16 protein-coding genes are annotated in these 17,703 nt (G+C 57.7%); 10 read left to right on the forward strand and 6 right to left on the reverse strand.

The window, feature by feature from the left end; translation table 11 throughout:
* Positions 1 to 8 precede the first annotated feature (8 nt).
* The 5 genes from ABLN87_RS11030 (at position 9) to ABLN87_RS11050 (ending at position 6,240) form a co-directional block, all read left to right on the forward strand.
* Complete coding sequence (locus tag ABLN87_RS11030; RefSeq protein WP_353010126.1) at positions 9 to 1,601, forward strand: GMC family oxidoreductase; 1,593 nt, start codon at positions 9 to 11, stop codon at positions 1,599 to 1,601.
* The gene (locus ABLN87_RS11035; RefSeq protein WP_353010129.1) at positions 1,598 to 1,906 is read left to right on the forward strand and encodes a Dabb family protein; all 309 of its coding nucleotides are present in this window, start codon (positions 1,598 to 1,600) and stop codon (positions 1,904 to 1,906) included. Before ABLN87_RS11030 ends, ABLN87_RS11035 begins: the two co-directional genes overlap by 4 nt.
* A gap of 4 nt (positions 1,907 to 1,910) precedes the next feature.
* Positions 1,911 to 3,080 (forward strand): dihydrodipicolinate synthase family protein, encoded by a 1,170-nt coding sequence (locus tag ABLN87_RS11040; RefSeq protein WP_353010132.1) that lies wholly within the window; start codon positions 1,911 to 1,913, stop codon positions 3,078 to 3,080.
* A 5-nt stretch (positions 3,081 to 3,085) separates the two neighbouring features.
* Positions 3,086 to 4,093, forward strand: coding sequence for a LacI family DNA-binding transcriptional regulator (locus ABLN87_RS11045; RefSeq protein WP_353010135.1), 1,008 nt, complete (start codon positions 3,086 to 3,088; stop codon positions 4,091 to 4,093).
* A gap of 128 nt (positions 4,094 to 4,221) precedes the next feature.
* Positions 4,222 to 6,240 carry a CocE/NonD family hydrolase gene (locus ABLN87_RS11050; RefSeq protein WP_353010136.1) on the forward strand — a complete coding sequence of 673 codons (2,019 nt, stop codon included), beginning with the start codon at positions 4,222 to 4,224 and terminating at the stop codon, positions 6,238 to 6,240.
* A 12-nt stretch (positions 6,241 to 6,252) separates the two neighbouring features.
* Here the strand turns inward: ABLN87_RS11050 and ABLN87_RS11055 are convergent, their stop codons facing one another.
* Positions 6,253 to 6,636: a carboxymuconolactone decarboxylase family protein gene (locus ABLN87_RS11055; RefSeq protein ID WP_417750396.1), complete on the reverse strand. Its 384-nt coding sequence runs from the start codon at positions 6,634 to 6,636 to the stop codon at positions 6,253 to 6,255.
* Between the two features lie 79 nt (positions 6,637 to 6,715).
* Positions 6,716 to 7,804, reverse strand: a complete 1,089-nt coding sequence (locus ABLN87_RS11060; RefSeq protein ID WP_353010140.1) for an aromatic ring-hydroxylating oxygenase subunit alpha — start codon at positions 7,802 to 7,804, stop codon at positions 6,716 to 6,718.
* A 154-nt stretch (positions 7,805 to 7,958) separates the two neighbouring features.
* Between ABLN87_RS11060 and ABLN87_RS11065 the strand changes: the two genes are divergently transcribed.
* The 3 genes from ABLN87_RS11065 (at position 7,959) to ABLN87_RS11075 (ending at position 12,483) form a co-directional block, all read left to right on the forward strand.
* The gene (locus ABLN87_RS11065) at positions 7,959 to 10,445 is read left to right on the forward strand and encodes an FAD-dependent oxidoreductase (protein WP_353010142.1); all 2,487 of its coding nucleotides are present in this window, start codon (positions 7,959 to 7,961) and stop codon (positions 10,443 to 10,445) included.
* 1 nt (position 10,446) lies between these two features.
* Positions 10,447 to 11,550, forward strand: a complete 1,104-nt coding sequence (locus tag ABLN87_RS11070; RefSeq protein ID WP_353010144.1) for a mandelate racemase/muconate lactonizing enzyme family protein — start codon at positions 10,447 to 10,449, stop codon at positions 11,548 to 11,550.
* 99 nt (positions 11,551 to 11,649) lie between these two features.
* Positions 11,650 to 12,483, forward strand: a complete 834-nt coding sequence (locus ABLN87_RS11075; protein ID WP_353010147.1) for an FAS1-like dehydratase domain-containing protein — start codon at positions 11,650 to 11,652, stop codon at positions 12,481 to 12,483.
* 20 nt (positions 12,484 to 12,503) lie between these two features.
* Here ABLN87_RS11075 and ABLN87_RS11080 read toward each other — a convergent pair whose 3' ends face one another.
* The 4 genes from ABLN87_RS11080 to ABLN87_RS11095 all read right to left on the reverse strand — a co-directional run bounded on the left by ABLN87_RS11080 (position 12,504) and on the right by ABLN87_RS11095 (position 15,861).
* Complete coding sequence (locus ABLN87_RS11080) at positions 12,504 to 13,064, reverse strand: TetR/AcrR family transcriptional regulator (protein WP_353010148.1); 561 nt, start codon at positions 13,062 to 13,064, stop codon at positions 12,504 to 12,506.
* On the reverse strand, positions 13,064 to 14,188 hold the full coding sequence (locus ABLN87_RS11085) for a flavin monoamine oxidase family protein (protein ID WP_353010150.1): 1,125 nt from the start codon (positions 14,186 to 14,188) through the stop codon (positions 13,064 to 13,066). Before ABLN87_RS11085 ends, ABLN87_RS11080 begins: the two co-directional genes overlap by 1 nt.
* Positions 14,166 to 14,834, reverse strand: coding sequence for a cupin domain-containing protein (locus ABLN87_RS11090; protein WP_353010153.1), 669 nt, complete (start codon positions 14,832 to 14,834; stop codon positions 14,166 to 14,168). Before ABLN87_RS11090 ends, ABLN87_RS11085 begins: the two co-directional genes overlap by 23 nt.
* Before the next feature lie 139 nt (positions 14,835 to 14,973).
* Positions 14,974 to 15,861, reverse strand: a complete 888-nt coding sequence (locus tag ABLN87_RS11095; RefSeq protein ID WP_353010155.1) for a LysR family transcriptional regulator — start codon at positions 15,859 to 15,861, stop codon at positions 14,974 to 14,976.
* Positions 15,862 to 15,965: 104 nt separating this feature from the next.
* Here ABLN87_RS11095 and ABLN87_RS11100 point away from each other — a divergent pair, with 104 nt between their 5' ends.
* Together ABLN87_RS11100 and ABLN87_RS11105 are read left to right on the forward strand one after the other, a co-directional pair.
* Complete coding sequence (locus tag ABLN87_RS11100; RefSeq protein ID WP_353010158.1) at positions 15,966 to 16,589, forward strand: glutathione S-transferase family protein; 624 nt, start codon at positions 15,966 to 15,968, stop codon at positions 16,587 to 16,589.
* Positions 16,590 to 16,627: 38 nt separating this feature from the next.
* On the forward strand, positions 16,628 to 17,590 hold the full coding sequence (locus tag ABLN87_RS11105) for a pyridoxamine 5'-phosphate oxidase family protein (RefSeq protein ID WP_353010159.1): 963 nt from the start codon (positions 16,628 to 16,630) through the stop codon (positions 17,588 to 17,590).
* Positions 17,591 to 17,703 lie beyond the last annotated feature (113 nt).

Genomic DNA, 17,703 nt, shown 5'->3' on the forward strand with positions numbered 1-17,703 from the left:
AGGACAAGATGTCTGAAGGATATGATTTCATCGTGATCGGCGGCGGCTCGGCAGGTTCGCTCATTGCCGCGCGATTGTCCGAGGAACCCTCGGCCAAGGTCCTGCTGTTAGAGGCAGGATCCTCTGACCGCCATCCGTTTTTCCACCTGCCTGCGGGCTTTGCGAAGATGACCAAAGGCATTGGCAGCTGGGGCTGGTCGACGGTGCCGCAGAAGCACATGCAGGGGAAGGTATTCAACTACACCCAGGCCAAGGTGATCGGCGGCGGATCGGCCATCAATGCCCAGATCTACACACGCGGCGCTGCTCAGGATTATGACGACTGGAAGCAGATGGGGTGCGAGGGCTGGGGCTATGACGACGTTCTGCCCTATTTCAAGAAATCTGAGGATAACGACAGCTACGACAATGAGTTCCACGGCAAGGGCGGTCCGCTGGGCGTGTCGATGCCCGCCGCCCCTTTGCCGATTTGCGATGCCTATATCAGGGCCGCCGGGCAGATTGGCATCCCCGAAACGCGGGATGTGAACGGCGCGAAACAGGACGGGGCCGGGTATTACCAGCTGACCCAACGCAATGCGCGACGGTCCTCGGCAGCGATGGCGTTTCTGGCACCCAATCGGAACCGTCCGAACCTGACCGTGCGTATGGACGCTCAGGTCCGTCAGATCATGGTCGAGAAAGGACGGGCAACCGGCGTTGAGATGATGAGCGGCGAAAAGATCACAGCCGCGCGCGAGGTAATTTTGTCTTCCGGCGCCATCGGCTCACCCCGCCTGCTGCAACTGTCCGGGATCGGACCAGCGGATCATCTGGAAAGCCTCAGGATCAAGGCAGTCTATGACCAGCCACAGGTTGGGGAGAATCTGCAGGACCACCTCGACCTCTATTCAATTTGCGAGGTCACCGGCCCGCACACTTACGACCGCTTCGCCAAGCTGCACCTGTCGGCCTGGGCCGGGCTGCAATATCTGTTCACCCGCAAAGGGCCAGTGGCGTCCAGCCTGTTTGAAACCGGCGGCTTCTGGTACGCCGACCCCGACGCCCGTTCGCCCGACATTCAAATGCATCTGGGACTGGGAACCGGGATCGAAGCGGGGGTCGAAGCGATGCCCAATGGCGGCGTTACCCTGAACGCCTGTTTCCTGCGACCCCGGTCTCGGGGGACGGTGCGGTTACAAAGCGCCGATCCAGCGGCAATGCCGTTAATCGATCCGAACTATCTGGCCGATCCATATGACCGAGAGATGTCGATCCGGGGTTTGAAACTGGTGCAGAACATCCTCGCGCAGGATGCGTTGAAGCCATATGTTCTGGCTGAACGTCTGCCCGGTCCGACTGTAAAGACCGAGCAGGAGTATTTCGACTTCATCTGCGTGCATTCCAAAACCTCGCACCACTGCGCGGGTACCTGTCGCATGGGCAAGGATGACAAGGCTGTTCTGGACCCCCGCCTGCGCTTTAACGGGATCGAGGGTCTGCGCGTGGCCGACGCCTCAATCATGCCAACAGTTAATTCTTCGAACACCAACGCGCCCACGATCATGATCGGCGAGAAAGCCGCCGATATGATCAAGCAAGATCAAGGATTTACGCAATGATCCGTCATATCGTTCTGACGAAATTCCGCCCGGATGTGACCGAAGAGACGGTCGCCCAAATCTACAGCGGGCTGGCCAAGGTGGCTGAAACTCTGCCCGGTGCCAAAGGTTTCACCGGGGGTCGCAGTCAAAGCCCGGAACAGATCGAGCGCGGCTATATGCATGGGTTTGTGATCGATTTCGACGATTGGGACGCTTTGGCGACCTATCAGGCGAACGAGGATCACAAGGCTTGCGGTGCGCAATTGGTGGCAAATGCAGTGGGGGGCATCGACGGCATTCTGGTATTGGATCTGGAGGTCTGAGGCGATGACAATAATCTTGCCAAACCGCCACGGACAGTTGGAAGGTTACACACTGACCGGAACGCCTTTGGTCGCTCGCGCGCCACGGGTGGCTTTGACACGTACCGCTTTCGCGGCCGCCCATGTGGTTTCTGACCCGCTGGCCGAGCGGAACCCGTGGGATGGTCGACCAGCCGTGGACTGGGATGCGACCCTGAACTTCCGGCAGGGTCTGTGGGATCAGGGCCTTGGGCTGGCCGAGGCGATGGACACCGCCCAACGCGGCATGGGTGTCGATTGGGAAACAGCGCTGGAACTGATCCAGCGCACGATGGTGGCCGCCAAAGCGCACCCCCTGTCGCCACGCGTTGCCTGCGGGGCCGGGACGGATCATGTACCTCTTAGTGCCTTGAACACAGCCAGGGAAATCCTGTCGGCTTACGAGCATCAGGCCGAGGCCATAGAGGCCGCAGGTGGTCAACTGATCCTGATGGCCTCACGCGCCTTTCCGGCCATCAATGCCGAACCGGACACGTATCACGACGTTTATCGCGCGCTGATCGATGGGGCAGCGGAACCTGTGATCCTGCATTGGCTGGGCGACATGTTCGATCCGGCTTTGACTGGATATTGGGGGAGTACGGATGTGGATCAGGCCAGCGATTTTGTGCTGTCTTTGATCGCTGAAAACCCCGGCAAGGTCGATGGTATCAAAATTTCACTACTCGATCAGGCGCATGAAGAGGCGTTTCGGAAGCGCCTGCCGGACGGTGTGCGCCTCTATACCGGGGATGATTTCAACTATGCCGATCTGATTGCTGGGGATGGGAGCCGCTATTCTCATGCCCTGCTAGGTATTTTTGCAGCCATCGCCCCGGCGGCCGCTCAGGCGCTTGAGGCCCTGGCGCAGAATGATATGGATCGCTACCACGCGCTGTTTGTGCCGACTGTGCCGCTCAGCCGTGAAATCTTCCGCGCACCGACGCAGTTCTATAAGGCCGGGATTGCCTATCTGGCTTGGCTGAACGGCGCGCAGTCCCATTTCATTATGCCCGGCGGGTTCCAATCCAGCCGCGACATCTGCCATTACGCCGAAGTGTTCCGGCTTGCAGATCAGGCGGGTTTGCTCTCGGACCCGGATCGGGCTACAGCGCGGATGACAACATTGCTGAAGCTGCATGGGGTAGATCAATAGACTGAATGCGCAGACCGACGATCATAGATGTCGCCAACAAGGCGGGCGTGTCGAAATCCACGGTCAGCCTTGTGTTGCAGGGCAGCGCGCAGGTCAAAGCGGAAACCCGAACGCTAGTTCATGCAGCGATGAAAGAGATCGGTTATGTTTATAACCGATCCGCGGCCAATCTGAGGTCAACCGGGAACGCGCTGATCGGGCTGGTGATCAACGATCTGACCAACCCGTTCTTCACCGAATTCGCCACATCGCTGCAAATGGCTTTGGGGTCGCGGGGCTATGCGGTGGTGGTCGCCAACACCAATGAAGACCCCAATATTCAGGACCAGGTGGTCACCGCGATGTTGGAGCACGGTGTTTCAGCCCTGATCCTGTCCCCTGCTTACGGGGATGTCTCAAAAACACTTGAGGCTGTCGAGCGTGCTGGTATCCCGATGATGCAGGTCCTGCGTCAGGTCGAAAACGAGACGGGCAAACACCCCTTCATCGCCCCTGACTATCGCGCGGGGGGGCAGGCCGCTGCCCAGCACCTATTGAACGCCGGCGCACGCCGGGTTGCCTTTGTGGGCGGGCTCGAGGGGCGGCAGGTCACCCAGGAACGCTTCTCAGGCTATCTCGAGGTTATACAGGAAAGTGGTTTGGACCCGATTGTCATGACGGGCAAAACCAGTCGCGCGTTTGGGCACTCAGCAGCGATTGATCTGTTCAGGAACCACCCCGATTGCGATGCTGCACTGTGTTTCAACGATTTGGTGGCCTTCGGAATGATCAACGCCTGCCACGAGGCCCGCGTTGAGATCGGAAATTCCTTTCAGATCATCGGGTTCGACGACATTCGCGAGGCGTCAGAATGTTGGCCCGCGCTATCCTCGGTTCACTGCGGCGTTGAGGCCTTTGGGCGACAAGTGGCAGATACGATCTTGTGTTGGCTGCAAAAGGACGAGATGCCCGAGGTCGAAACCCGAACAGATGTCCGCCTGATACACCGACAAACGACAAAGGCGCTCGGCTGACAGCACAACGAAGGCGTTTGGCCAGAATCCGGCACAGGTTTTAGGATGACATGCCAACGTATATCGGATTGTAATGAATCAACTGCGGCTATGCTGCCTCTGTCATCCACGGATAGGCTGGTTCACACATGAAGATTGTCTCGCAATTCCCCAATTCTGTTGAAGAAATCTATCACGTCGAGATTCCAATGTCGGATGGCTGCCGACTGGGTGCGCGCATCTGGATGCCCAAAAGTGCCCCGTCACAGCCGGTGCCTGCGATCTTCGAGTTTCAGCCCTATCGCAAGAATGACATCATGGCCGAGCGGGATGTGACGCTTTATCCCTATCTCGCAGGGCACGGCTATGCAGTTGTCCGTGTCGATTTGCGCGGCAGCGGCGATTCCGAAGGCGTACTGACCGATGAATACACCCCTCAGGAGCTGCAAGACGGGTGCGAAGTGATCGCTTGGATCGCTGAACAAGACTGGTGCGATGGCAAGGTCGGGATCACCGGGAAATCGTGGTCCGGGTTCAATGGGTTGCAGATCGCAGCTCTGCAACCGCCTGCGTTGAAGGCCGTCATGACCCTGTGTTCAACCGATGATCGCTATGCCGATGATATCCACTACTCCGGGGGCTGCGTGCTGGGCGAGCAATTGACGTGGTCCTCGATAATGTTTGGCAAGAACACCATGCCGCCAGACCCGGCAAATGTGGGTGAACGCTGGCGCGAAATGTGGTTGGACCGCCTGCGTGGCTCGGGGCTTTGGCTAAAAACCTGGATGCAGCACCAAACCCGCGATGCGTTCTGGAAACACGGATCGGTGTGCGAGGATTTCTCACGCATCAAAATCCCAGTCTTTGCAGTCTCAGGCTGGGCGGACGGGTATTATCCTGCGGTGTTTCGCATGATGGAACATCTGCAAGGGCCGCGCAAAGGGCTGATCGGGCCCTGGGCACATCTGATGCCAAATGCCGGCTTGCCCGGTCCTCAGATGGGGTTCCTGCAAGAGGTTCTGCGTTGGTGGGATCATTGGCTGAAAGGGCATGACACCGGCATCATGGATGAGCCAATGCTGCGCCTTTACATGCAGCACAGCACCGAGCCGAAGGAAGCGATGACCCACCGCGACGGGCACTGGGTGGCAGAAAGCAACTGGCCATCGCCAGCCATAGGGTCATCTGACTGGTACCCAAGCGCCGAAGGTACCTTGGCGACCGATGCCCCCGGATCGGGAACAGTATCAGTGAACTCACCTGTCATGTCGGGTGGCTATGCTGGGTTCTGGTGCGCCTTTGCCAGCGATGGGGACTTGCCCGGCGATCAGCGGCGTGACGATGCGCTGTCGGCCTGCTTTGACAGCGCACCCCTCTCGGACTCATTCGACATTGTGGGCCAACCGGTGCTGCGACTGGCCTTTTCATCCGACAAGCCGGTTGCGCAAATCGCCGTGCGCCTGAACGAAGTTTTGCCCAGCGGGTCATCATCACGCGTGACCTATGCCGTATTGAACCTGACCCACCGCAATAGCCACGAAACTCCCGAGGCTTTGGTGCCAGGACAGAACTATGAAATCGAGGTTCCATTACGCGCCATCGCCCACCGGTTCGGCGTCGGCAATCGCATCCGTGTTGCGCTTTCCACCAGCTATTTCCCATTGATCTGGCCAACACCCGAAGCCGCGACCCTGACGCTCAATCTGGATCAGTGTTGTCTGACGCTGCCGGACCGGCAACCAAGTCCGCTAGATGAAACGCTTCACGCCTATCCAGGGCCCGAGCAAGCCGCACCGCTTGAAACAGTGACGTTGGCGGAAGGTGCAGGCGGCCGAAGCATCACTCATGATGTGGTCCGCGATATTGTGATCGTCGACACAAGACATGAGACGGGCCGTTACAGGATCGTGCAAAATGGCCTTGAGATCGAGGTGCAAGGCCGCGAAGTCTTTAGCGCTTCCGCTCAGAACCCGGCGGGCGCAGAAGGCAAGACGCGTTGGGTCTACCAGATGTCACGCGGCGATTGGTCGATCCGAACCGAAACCGAAGTTTGCATGACTGCTTCGCCGAAGAACTGGCAGATCACCGCAACCTTGCGCGCTTTTGAAGGCACCGAATCTGTCCATGAACAGCATTGGTTTGAAGAGCTGCCGCGCAATCTGAACTGAACTGGCAGCAGGTCAGAGAAGGCCGCGCTCGTCCAGAACCTTTCGAGCAACGCGGAAACACTCCAGCGATTGCGGCACGCCGCAATAAATGCCAATCACGTGGATGATGGCCTGGATCTCTTCTTTGGTGACACCATTGTTCAAAGCGCCTTTGCAGTGAATTTCCCACTCATGCATCTTTCCCAGCGCGCCGATCATCGACAGGTTCATCATCGAGCGGGTCTTGGCATCAATCGTGTCGTCACCCCAACCAAAACCCCAGCACCAGGCGGTCATTGCCTCTTGAAAAGGGCGGCTAAAATCATCGGCGGCGGCCAGGTTCTTTTCGACATAGTCGGCCCCCAGCGTCGCCTTGCGCTGCTGTAGCCCCTTTTCGAACAGATCGTTGTCCATCATTTCTCTCCTGTTTCAATACTTTGAAGGCCACGCGACCCTTTGCCTGCAACCAGATCACAATTCCAGATTTTCACATAGATCAATCGACCGCGTCGCGCATCCATTGCTGTAGCCGAGCGATCGAATGCTCGCTCATCACTCCGCCATCGGGGTCTAGAACCAGAGGCCCGGGAACATATCCCTTGGATTTCAGACCGCGATATACGGATTCGACCAGGCGGATATCTTCGGCCACGGTTGTCTCACGATCCTGAACCGCCAGCCCGCGGATCACATCGCTTTCATGTCTGCCCTCCGTGTACCAGCCTCGCCAGACCGTACAGGTATCAACGGATTCAGCGCGCCAGTGATAGGTGTTCAATACATTACCTGGATAACACTGGAACGAGAACATCGGCCACAGGAACCATGACTGGTAGTCGCCCGCATGTGGCACTGACATGTCGATGGGATAAGTCATCTTTTCTAGGCTCTGACACTCGGTTGTGTGGCGCAAAACATAGCCACCACCCATATCGGGCTGAATATTGTAGGTTTCGGGTTTCACTACGCCTTCTGCAAATGTCGGGTGGTTGGTCGGGCAGTGGTAGCATTCCGAGTAGTTCTCGACCGAGACTTTCCAATTGCAGTTCTCTGGGATTTCAACCCATTCCAACGGTGCCAACTCGTCAATCTGGGGAACAAATGCGGCAATCTCTTCCCGCACACCGGGATACCAGTCGTCCATTGGCGCGGCGTCTTTGTCCAAATTGACAAAGATAAAGCCTAGGAAAATTTCGGTCCGAACCTCGGTCAGGCAGATTTTCTCACGATCAAATCCGGGAACCTTCTTGATATTCGGTCCGGCGCGCAGCCCGCCGGTTAGCTCATAGGTCCATTGGTGGTAGGGGCAAACGACCACGCGAGTGTTGCCCGTGCCCGTCACCATCTCATGCGCGCGGTGCTGGCAGACATTGTAGAAAGTGCGGATCACCTCATCCCGGCCACGAATGGCAAACAGGTTCTGCCCGGCGATCTGAAAGGCAAAATAGTCACCCACATTCGGGATGTCTGCCGCATGCCCTGCAAATTGCCAGGTACGAGACAATAGCCCGTTCATCTCATTCTGGAAGACGGCTGGATCGGTGTAATAGTTGGCCTCCAGCGAATGGGTGAGCGGTGTATTCATTCTCTGACCTCGTAACAAAGCCTTAGCGATAAGCAGCCAATTCGGTCTCAAAAACCTGTGCCGCAATCATTTGTATCATTTTTCATTGACCGTGGTACATTTGTTTGAATATCAAATCCACAGAAATCTGCGACTCTCGAACAGGAATTTTGTAATGTCCAAAAAAGAACTGCCGCAGCGTGCGAAGGTCGTCATTGTTGGCGGCGGCGTTATGGGCTGTGGCCTGGCCTATCATCTGGGGCATGAAGGCTGGGGCGAAGACACGATCCTGCTGGAAAAGGCTGAACTGACCAGCGGGTCGACATGGCACGCAGCCGGGCAGATCACCCATTCCACCAGTTCCTACGGACTGGGGCGGATGGTCGACTACAACATTGGCCTCTATTCCAAGACGCTTGAGGAAGAGACCGGGCAGGCCGTCACCTGGCACGGCTGCGGCTCGTTCCGTTTGGCCTATACCGAGGATGAGATGGACTGGCTACGCCATACCCTGTCCGTGGGCCGCTCGCTGGGGTTCAATATCGAGCTGGTCGGGCCCGAGTTCATCGCAGAAAAGCACCCGTTCTATAATCTGGATGGCGTTCTGGGCGCGCTTTACACCCCGGACGATGGCCATGTGGATCCGTCGAATGTGACCATGGCCATGGCCACCGGCGCGCGTCAGAAAGGGGTACGCATCTTCCGCCATTGCCACGCCACCAACATCTCTCAGAACGATGTGGGCGAGTGGGTGGTTGAGACCGAAAAAGGCACTATCACCTGTGAGCATGTGGTCAATGCCGGCGGCACCTACGCGCGCCAGATGGGCGAATGGTCGGGCTTGCAACTGCCGATGACCTCGATGACGCACCACTATTTTGTCACCGAGAATGTGCCCGAATTTCAGGATCTGGACACCGAACTGCCCGTGATCCGCGACGACAAGATGGTCTCGGGCTATATCAGGATGGAGCAGAAAAAAGGCCTGATCGGGATTTACGAGAAAGAGAACTCGAACTCCGTCTGGCACGACGAATGCCCCTGGGACTACGAGAACTGGCTGTTCGAGGCCGATTATGACCGCGTGATGCCATGGTTGGAGAATTCTCTGGAACGCATGCCGATCTTTGCTGAGCTGGGTATCACCCGTGAAGTGCATGGCGCGATCAGCCATCCGCCCGACGGCAACCCGATGGTTGGCCCCGCGCCGGGCGTCAAGAACTACTGGTGTTGCTGCGGCACTCAGATCGGGATCGGCTGGGGCCCCGGCCTGACCCGCGAACTCGCCAAGTGGATGGTCTACGGAGCGGCTGACATTTCGATGCGCGACTACGACCCACGCCGCTTTGGCAGCTATGCCAAAAAAGACTGGCAGGTCATCAAAGCGCATGAGGATTACAAACTCCGCCACGAGATTCCCTTCCCCCATTTCAACCGACTGGAAGGTCGCCCGATCAAGCCGTCACCGCTCTATGAAATCCTCAAAGAAAAGGGCGCGGTGTATGAAGAGGTTTATGGGTTCGAGCGCCCCCGCTGGTTTGCGCCGGACGGCATCGAGCAGCGCGATCACTACAGTTTCCGCCGCAACGTGGTGCATGATGTGGTCGGGGCCGAGGTGAAAGCCGTGCGCCAAGGCGTCGGCATCATGGATGTCACCGCCTTTACCAAGGTCGAGGTTTCGGGTCCGGACGCATACGCATTGTTGGACCGTCTGACCGCCAACAAGATGCCGCAGAAAACCGGCTCGATCACGCTGACCCATATGCTGAACCGCCGGGGTCGGGTCGAGTTGGAAACCACGCTGGTGCGCATGGCGGATGATCGGTTCTACCTAGTCTGCGCCGCCTTCTTCGAACAGCGTCTGCTGGACCACTTGAACCACAACCGCGCCGATGAGGACGTAACCATCACGGCCCTGTCCGCCGGATGGTCGGCCCTGTCGTTGAACGGCCCGAAATCACGCGACGTTCTGGCGCAATGCACCGATGCAGATCTGTCGAATGCCGGTTTCCGCTGGCTGTCGGCGCGGGAAATCACCGTTGCAGGCCACAAGGTATGGGCGTTCCGGATGTCCTATGCGGGCGAATTGGGTTGGGAGTTACACATGCCCGACGCGGCTTGTGTCGACGTCTATACCGCGCTCTGGGCCGCAGGTGCGCCCTTTGGCATCGTCAATTACGGGTCCTTCGCGATGAACGCGATGCGGATGGAGAAAGCTTTCCCCGGTGCGGGTGAATTGACCAACGAGGTCACGCTGCCCGAGGCCAATGTGGGCCGGTTCATGAAGCTGGACAAAGACTATCTGGGTGTCGAGGCCACGCGGGTCAGTGCACAACAGGCCGAGACAGGTGAGATGCCCTGGATCTGCGCCTATCTGGAGATCGAACCGGACGGGGTCGAGGACGGCCATGGCGGCGAAGCCGTTGTTGCGAATGGTGAAATCGTGGGCGCCACAGCCTCGGTCGCTTATGGCCATACGGTCGGTAAAATCCTGGCCTTCGCCTATATCAAACCGCACGCGCATGTACCCGGCACCGAGATCGAAGTCATCATAGCGGGCAAGCCGCGCAAAGGGCGCATTCTGGGTGAGCCAGCCTATGACCCGGCCAGCCTGCTGCCGCGCACCGACGCCCCACAGCTTGAACAAGTAGAGGAAGCCTGAAGTGAAGATCACGCGCATCGCGCTGTGGGAAGTCCCCCTGACCAGCCATGAGACCTACTACATGGCAGACGGAAAAACCTGCGACACCACCACCTCGGTGGTGGTGCGGATCGATACCGATACCGGACTGCAAGGATGGGGTGAGGTCTGCCCCATTCCGCATTATCTGCCTGCTTATGCCAAGGGCGTAGTGCCTGCCGTCATGGAACTGGCCCCGGTTTTGATCGGGGCCGATCCGATTGGCCCCGAGGCGTTGATGGAGCGCGCGAACACCTACCTGTATGGCCATGGCTATGCCAAATCGGCCATCGATATGGCCCTGTGGGATTTGACAGCACAGGCGGCGAACCTACCACTGTACTGCCTGTTGGGCGGGCGACAGGTCAAGGACATGCCGCTCTATCACTCGATCACCTGCGTCGCGCCGGATGAAATGGCCCGAATGGCACGCGACGCTTACGACAACGGCATGCGCCAGTTTCAAGTGAAGCTAGGCGCGGACGACGACTGGCAAGCGGATGTGGAACGTCTGGCCAAGGTGCGCGAAGCCGTTGGGTCAGGTCCCCTGGTTTACGGCGATTGGAATTGCGGCTGCGATGCGCTGACGGCTATCCGGGTTGGGCGGGCGGCATCCCATCTGGACGTAATGCTGGAACAGCCCTGCGCCACTTTGCATGAATGCGCCCATGTCCAGCGCGCAACAGGCCTGCCGATGAAAATCGACGAAAACGCCCATGACATCACCTCGGTGCTTGAGGCGCACCAACTGGGCTGCATGCAGGCGGCGGCGTTGAAACTGTCCAAGATGGGTGGCCTGTCTGCGATGCGGCAAATCCGCGACCTGTGTCTGACGCTGGGCACCCAGATGTGCATCGAAGACACTTGGGGCAGCGATATCACAACGGCGGCCGTGCTGCATCTTGCAGCATCGACACCCACGCGCGGCATTATGAATACTTGCGACCTAAGCCACTATGTCGGACCTCGCTTGGCTCCGGATTGCCCCGTGCGTCAGAATGGCCGCATCACTCCGCCCGAGGGCCCCGGTTTGGGTATCACGCCCGATGCTGACACGCTGGGCCAGCCGATTGCAATCATCGACTGATCCAAGTCATCGCGTGCTCAGTCTTGTCGTTGGCACCGTGCGATCCTAGTGTGACCCGATCAGCCACGGATCGTAAGTGGCGCAAGCTTTAGGCTTACTATGCCAAATACTTTCGACAGTTGGATCGGGCGCAGCGAAAGCCACAGCGACATCCTGCGTCCCGAACCAGCGCGGTTCATGCAGGCCACGCTGGGGCAGAAGCCCAGCTTGGGGATTGGCGATCCGCTCCCCCCGCTGTGGCATTGGCTCTACTTTCTCGATGCCAAACCTCTGGATCAGCTAGGGCGGGACGGGCACCCGAAGAAGGGCGGTTTTTTGCCACCTGTTGCATTGCCTCGGCGCATGTGGGCAGGGGGTCGATTTACGTTTCACACACCCTTGCTGCTGGGGGCGCGTGTCAAGAAACGCTCGACCATCAAAGCCATCACTGAAAAAAGCGGGCGCAGCGGGGAACTGTGCTTTGTCACGGTGATGCATGAGGTTCTGGCCGAAGATGGCACGCTTGCCCTGACCGAGGAGCATGACATCGTTTATCGCGAAGATCCAAAACCCAACGCACCAAAACCCGCGCAACCTGTCGCGCCTGCCGACACAGAGGTTTCGGAAATTGTTACGCCGTCCGAGGTCATGCTGTTCCGCTATTCGGCCCTGACTTTCAATGGCCACCGCATCCACTACGACGTGGACTATGCCCGCACCGTCGAAGGGTACAGTGGGCTGGTTTTTCACGGCCCGTTGACAGCGACACTATTGGCCGATCTAGCCAGTCGGAGCGTCGGTAGACCGCTGAAAACATTCGCATTCAGAGGCCTATCTCCCATCACCGGGATGGCACCATTTCAACTGCAAAGCAGGGCGAGTGAAGATGGTTTGGACCTTTGGGCCCGCCGCCATGACGGGGCCAACGCGATGCGGGCCCGCGCGACGTTCTGATCCTCAGCTGTCGACCGCGCTCAACACCGCGCCTCAAGCAATTCAACGGCCTGATTGAAGCTCGAGGTACTTTCCTCAGCCCGTGCGGTCAAATGTGCCCCTTCCAAGAGGGCAAGAGCCGCGCGGGCCTCGGCTGGGGCGGCGCCCAAAGATGAAATAGACCCATCCTGCGCCGCCAGTTCGAACACTCGGATCAGCCAGTTCACCATCATTGCTCGGAACTCAGATATCTTTTGGATCACCTCATCCGACAAGCTTTCGCGGCTACCGATCAAGGCCACGCACAGGCACAACGTTTTGCCACCGCTTAGCGCGTCCCGGTAGATATCGATCAGCGCCAGCAGACGCTGGCCCGCAGTTGGCCAGGCGGCATCGATCCGATCACAATCGGCCTTCAGTGCGTCATGGTATCGATCCATCAACGCGGCAGATAGTGCTGCCTTGGTCGGAAAATGATAGTGGATCGATGCTTTGCGAATGCCGACCGCATCGGCCAGATCTGCATAGCTGAACCCATCAAACCCACGGGTACGCGCGGCCTGCTCGGCGACGTTCAGAAGGGCTGTTTTCGTATCGGTCATCATGACAACTCAACCTTTTGGTAAATGATAAGCCTTGCGGCCTGTTCCGCGGCTTCCAATGCACCTTCAACGTATCCACCGAACTGGGGGGCAACCTCGGTCCCGGCGAAAATCAGCGCCTGGTCCCAAAGATCCATCAGGGGTGAGGGCAGGCCATAGGTTGGGTGACTGAATAGCGGTTGCTGATCTTCCAGTGTTGCCGTGAACGGGTCATCGGCCCAGTCTTTGACAATCAGGTCCAGCGGCTGTGCAGCCTCTGGCCCGAACAGCCGCACGAGTTGATCCAAGACCAGTTGGCGCAGACGCATCTGATCTTTGCGCGACTGCGGCGGCAATCCGACAAAACCGAATAGCGCATAAGGCCCGTCTTGGGCGGGCGAGGCATCATGGATTTCAACCATCGGACCCCGACGGCTCATCGCGTCGCCGGACAGTCCGGCGTTGCGCCAGAAGGGCGATGCGTAGATTGCAACGGCCTTGGCCTGACCCGCCATCCAAGTAGGAATCGCTAGCATCGAACTCAGCGCTTTGTCAGGCAACGCGGGCACAAAAGACAACTGCGCAGCAACCCGCGGGGGCAGGGCAAGCACAACCCGGTCAGCGTGAACGGTCCGGCCGTCGGCAGCTGTTACAATCACACCATCTTCGCCACGCGCGATCTGTTGTATTGGCATCGACAGCTGAATCCGGTCCGGGTGGACGCTTGCCGCCAAAGTGTCGATCAGCGCACCAAAGCCGCCGTCCAATCGCAGTGATCCCCGCATGGATGAAAATCCAAGGCCCCGCGACACGCTACCATGTTCGTCCTTATAGGTCAGCTCGCCTGCATAATGCTGATCGAACCAGGATAGACCAAGCTGGCCGATCAAGTCTGCAATCCTTGGCTGACCGGGCCAGAACCAGGCAGGACCCAGATCATAGCCGGCATCGCCAATATGCCAGGTCAGAATACGACCGCCCAGGCGATCCCGAGCCTCAACCAAAACAAAGTCATGCCCTTGTCGCGTCAGCTCTGCCGCGAGGCTCAGGCCCGAAAGACCGCCCCCGATGATCAGGGTCTGCGTCCGTAGTCTGGGTCGCGAGCTCATGTGCATGGCGCGATCACGCTGCAGGCGCTTTGGCATAGGGCAGATGGCCGGTCTTCATCCAGACCTTTGCACCATCAGGACCTGCCACAGCCGTCAGGTTTTCGCCGTCGGGCAACCGAAGCCATGCGTTTTTAGCCAAAGTATCCCCGCCCGAAGTGATCTGGCCACCTATGACCAACAGCTCATGACCACCAGCTGCATCTGAGGTCAGTTCCGCACCTGGATCAAGATGGCTGTAGGTGACGCGTTCGCGGGGATCTTCGTGCAGTAGTGCTGTCGCAACGCCATTGACTGGCGCGCTAAGTTCCTCCGCCATGGTTTTGCGGAACTGCGTTCGATCCTCCATGTCAAACTGCCAGAGTTTGACAAAGATCGTACATCCGGGCTCTGAACCGGGTGTGTGAGACGAGGTTGGTGGATTGCGCACATAGGTACCTTCAGGGAAATCGCCGTGTTCGTCTTGAAACACCCCGTCCAGTACGATGAATTCTTCGCCTCCGGTATGGGTGTGGGCCGAGAACGAACTGCCTGGTGCATAACGCACAATGGTGGTCGCTCGGGCCACTTCGCCTCCGATCCGATCCAGCATCCGACGGTCAACGCCCTTCATGGGCGAGGGCAACCAATCAATCTGGTCCGAGTGGACAACGACGCGGGCGGAAAAATCGGAGTTCAGTTCCATAGGAGATTCCTTCTCGGGAAAGGTAGAGTATTATATCAGTATCTTGTTATATATCTACTATTAGGTAGATATTTTTCAATGCCAAGCTTTGAACAATTGTTTTGACAGATGTGCCGCCAGTATATGCCGCTAAAAACCGCTATGAATGCGCCAGAGCAGTCACCAAGTAGTCGATCAGTGCGCGAATTCTGGCGGTCAGATGCCGGTTTGGCGGGTAGGTGGCGTATAGGCCTAGTACTCGGGCTTCATAAGATTCCAAGATCAATTTCAGCCGTCCTTCCGCCAAGAACGGTTTTGCGGTGTACAAAGGCACCCTCCCGATTCCCAACCCATCAGCGGCCATGTTCGCTACCGCGCGGGGCGAATTGGCGCGGAAATTGCCCGAGACTGGAACAGAGAGCTTTCCATCCGAGGTTTTGAAATCCCAGCTGTCAATCACATTGCCCGTCGTTTGCAGCAGGCAATTGTGCTGTGACAGATCTTCTGGTGTTTCCAGAGGGCCCATGCGATCCAGGTAGTCCGGCGCAACACAGCAAACGATACGCATATCGGTCAACTTACGCGCCACCAGCGAGGAATCTTTCAGAACCCCAAAGCGAATGGCCAGATCAAACCCTTCATCCACCAGGGACACATGGTGATCAGACAAATGCAGTTCGATCAGAACGCCGGGATGTTCATCCTGGAAGGGTTTGAGCAGGTGAACCAGCTCGGCCGATCCATAACCGGTTGGGGCCGTTATGCGGATGCGACCGGCCAATTCGGTCTGACGTTTTTGGACTAGCCCTTCCAACTCATCGAATTGCTCCAATAGCGGTAGGCAACGTTCGAAATAGGCCTTGCCGGTCTCGGTCAGGGTAACACTGCGGGTGGTGCGATGAAGAAGCTGAGCATTCAGACGCTGCTCCAGTTGCCCTATGTATTTACTGGCCAGTTTCGTGCTGATGCCGACCTGTCGGGCACCGTCTGTAAACGATGCATGGCTTGCGACAGCCATAAAAACGCGCATTCCTGCGATGGTGTCCATTATCTACACTATGTTCATAGTAATTCAATAAATGAGTATATTATCGCCCAACTCTCAGCAAGTTATCTTTGACTCCAATGCAATCGAAAAGAAGGAGCCATCTGATGACACATCCTCTCCGCATTCACAGCTTTCCACTGTCTGGCCACGCCCACCGGGCAGTTTTGTTCGCCAGTCTGGCCCATATTCCTCATGACGTTGTAAATGTGGATTTGGCGGGCGGGGCGCACAAACAGGATGCATTTCTGGCCTTGAACCCTGCAGGGCAAGTTCCGGTTTTAGAGGACGGCGATGTTGTCGTGTGCGACAGCAACGCGATCCTTGTTTACCTTGCCCGCAAATACGCCCCAGACTATCTGCCCAATGATCCGGTGCTTGAGGCTGAGGTTCAGAAATTCCTGACCCTTGCCGCTGGCGAGATCGCCTTTGGCCCCGCAGCCGCCCGGTTGATCAATGTGTTCAACGCACCATTAGACAAGGCGTTTACCCATGCAACAGCAGCCAAAGTGCTGGGCAAACTGGACGCACATCTGGACGGGCGCAATTGGCTGGTCGGTGATCGGCCCACAATCGCTGATGTGGCCATCTACAGTTACACCGCCCACGCCCCCGAAGGCGATGTTTCGTTGGAACCCTACCCGAATGTGCGGCGCCTGCTAGCCAATATCGAGGCGCTGGAAGGTTTTGTACCAATGCCCAAAACCGCAGCCGGGCTAAACGCCGCCTAAAGCAGCATCTGAACCCAAAAGACACCGCGAGGTCCGCCATGAACGCGCCCCTTCAAACCGAGTATTCTCCGTTTCACCGCGGTGAGCGCGAGATGCAGCGCCGTATCGGGAAACAGGACAGAATGGAGAAGATAGGTCGGACGGTGATCCGCCCGTTCATGCCGGACCAGCATCGTGAATTCTTTGCACAGCTGCCCTTTGTATTTCTGGGCAGTGTTGATCAAGATGGCTGGCCCTGGGCATCGACCCTGTCGGGCCAGCCAGGATTTTTGTCCTCACCAAATGACAGACAGTTGAGGGTACAGGCCAGGCCTCATCCCAACGATCCATTGGCTGACGCTCTGGTTTGCGACGCGCCACTGGGTTTGCTGGGGCTCGAGCTTTCGACGCGGCGGCGGAATCGTCTGAATGCAACGATTGGTAAAGTATCAGAGACCGGCATACTGTTGGATGTGACGCAGTCTTTCGGGAATTGTCCGAAATACATTCAAACGCATGACATTGACTTCATCCGAGAGCCGGGCAGCAACTCGAAGCACTCAAAAAGCGAGCGGTTCAATGAACTGGACACCGCCGCGCGTGACATGGTCGCCTCAGCCAACGCATTCTATGTCGCAAGCTATGCCGACACCGATAAGGATCGCAGCGTTGACGTTTCGCATCGCGGTGGGCGGTCGGGGTTTGTGAACGTGCAAGGCAACAGCCTTCTGGTGCCGGACTTTCAAGGAAACAACTTCTTCAACACGCTGGGAAATTTTCTGGTCACGCCGCGAGCGGGGCTTTTGTTCCCAGACTATCAAACCGGCGATGTGCTGATGCTGACAGGAACGGTAGACATTCTGCAGGAACAGCATCCAGACATCGCGGTGTTTCAAGGTGCACAACGTGGCTGGCGGTTTGAATTGGTCAGCGGCATTCGGATACATGACGCGTTGCCGTTTCGCGCAGAATTGACCGAACATTCACCGGACAGCCTCAGCACGGGGAGTTGGTCGACATAAGCAAGGTAAGGGCAGATACCCCGTTTGGGTATGTCGCTCCGGATCAGATGTGTCGCAAATACGCTAGTTCTCGCGGTTATCCAGCGCAACAAATAGATATGCGCTGTGTTTCA

Source organism: Ruegeria sp. SCP10, assembly GCF_040329495.1.
Lineage (GTDB): Bacteria > Pseudomonadota > Alphaproteobacteria > Rhodobacterales > Rhodobacteraceae > Ruegeria.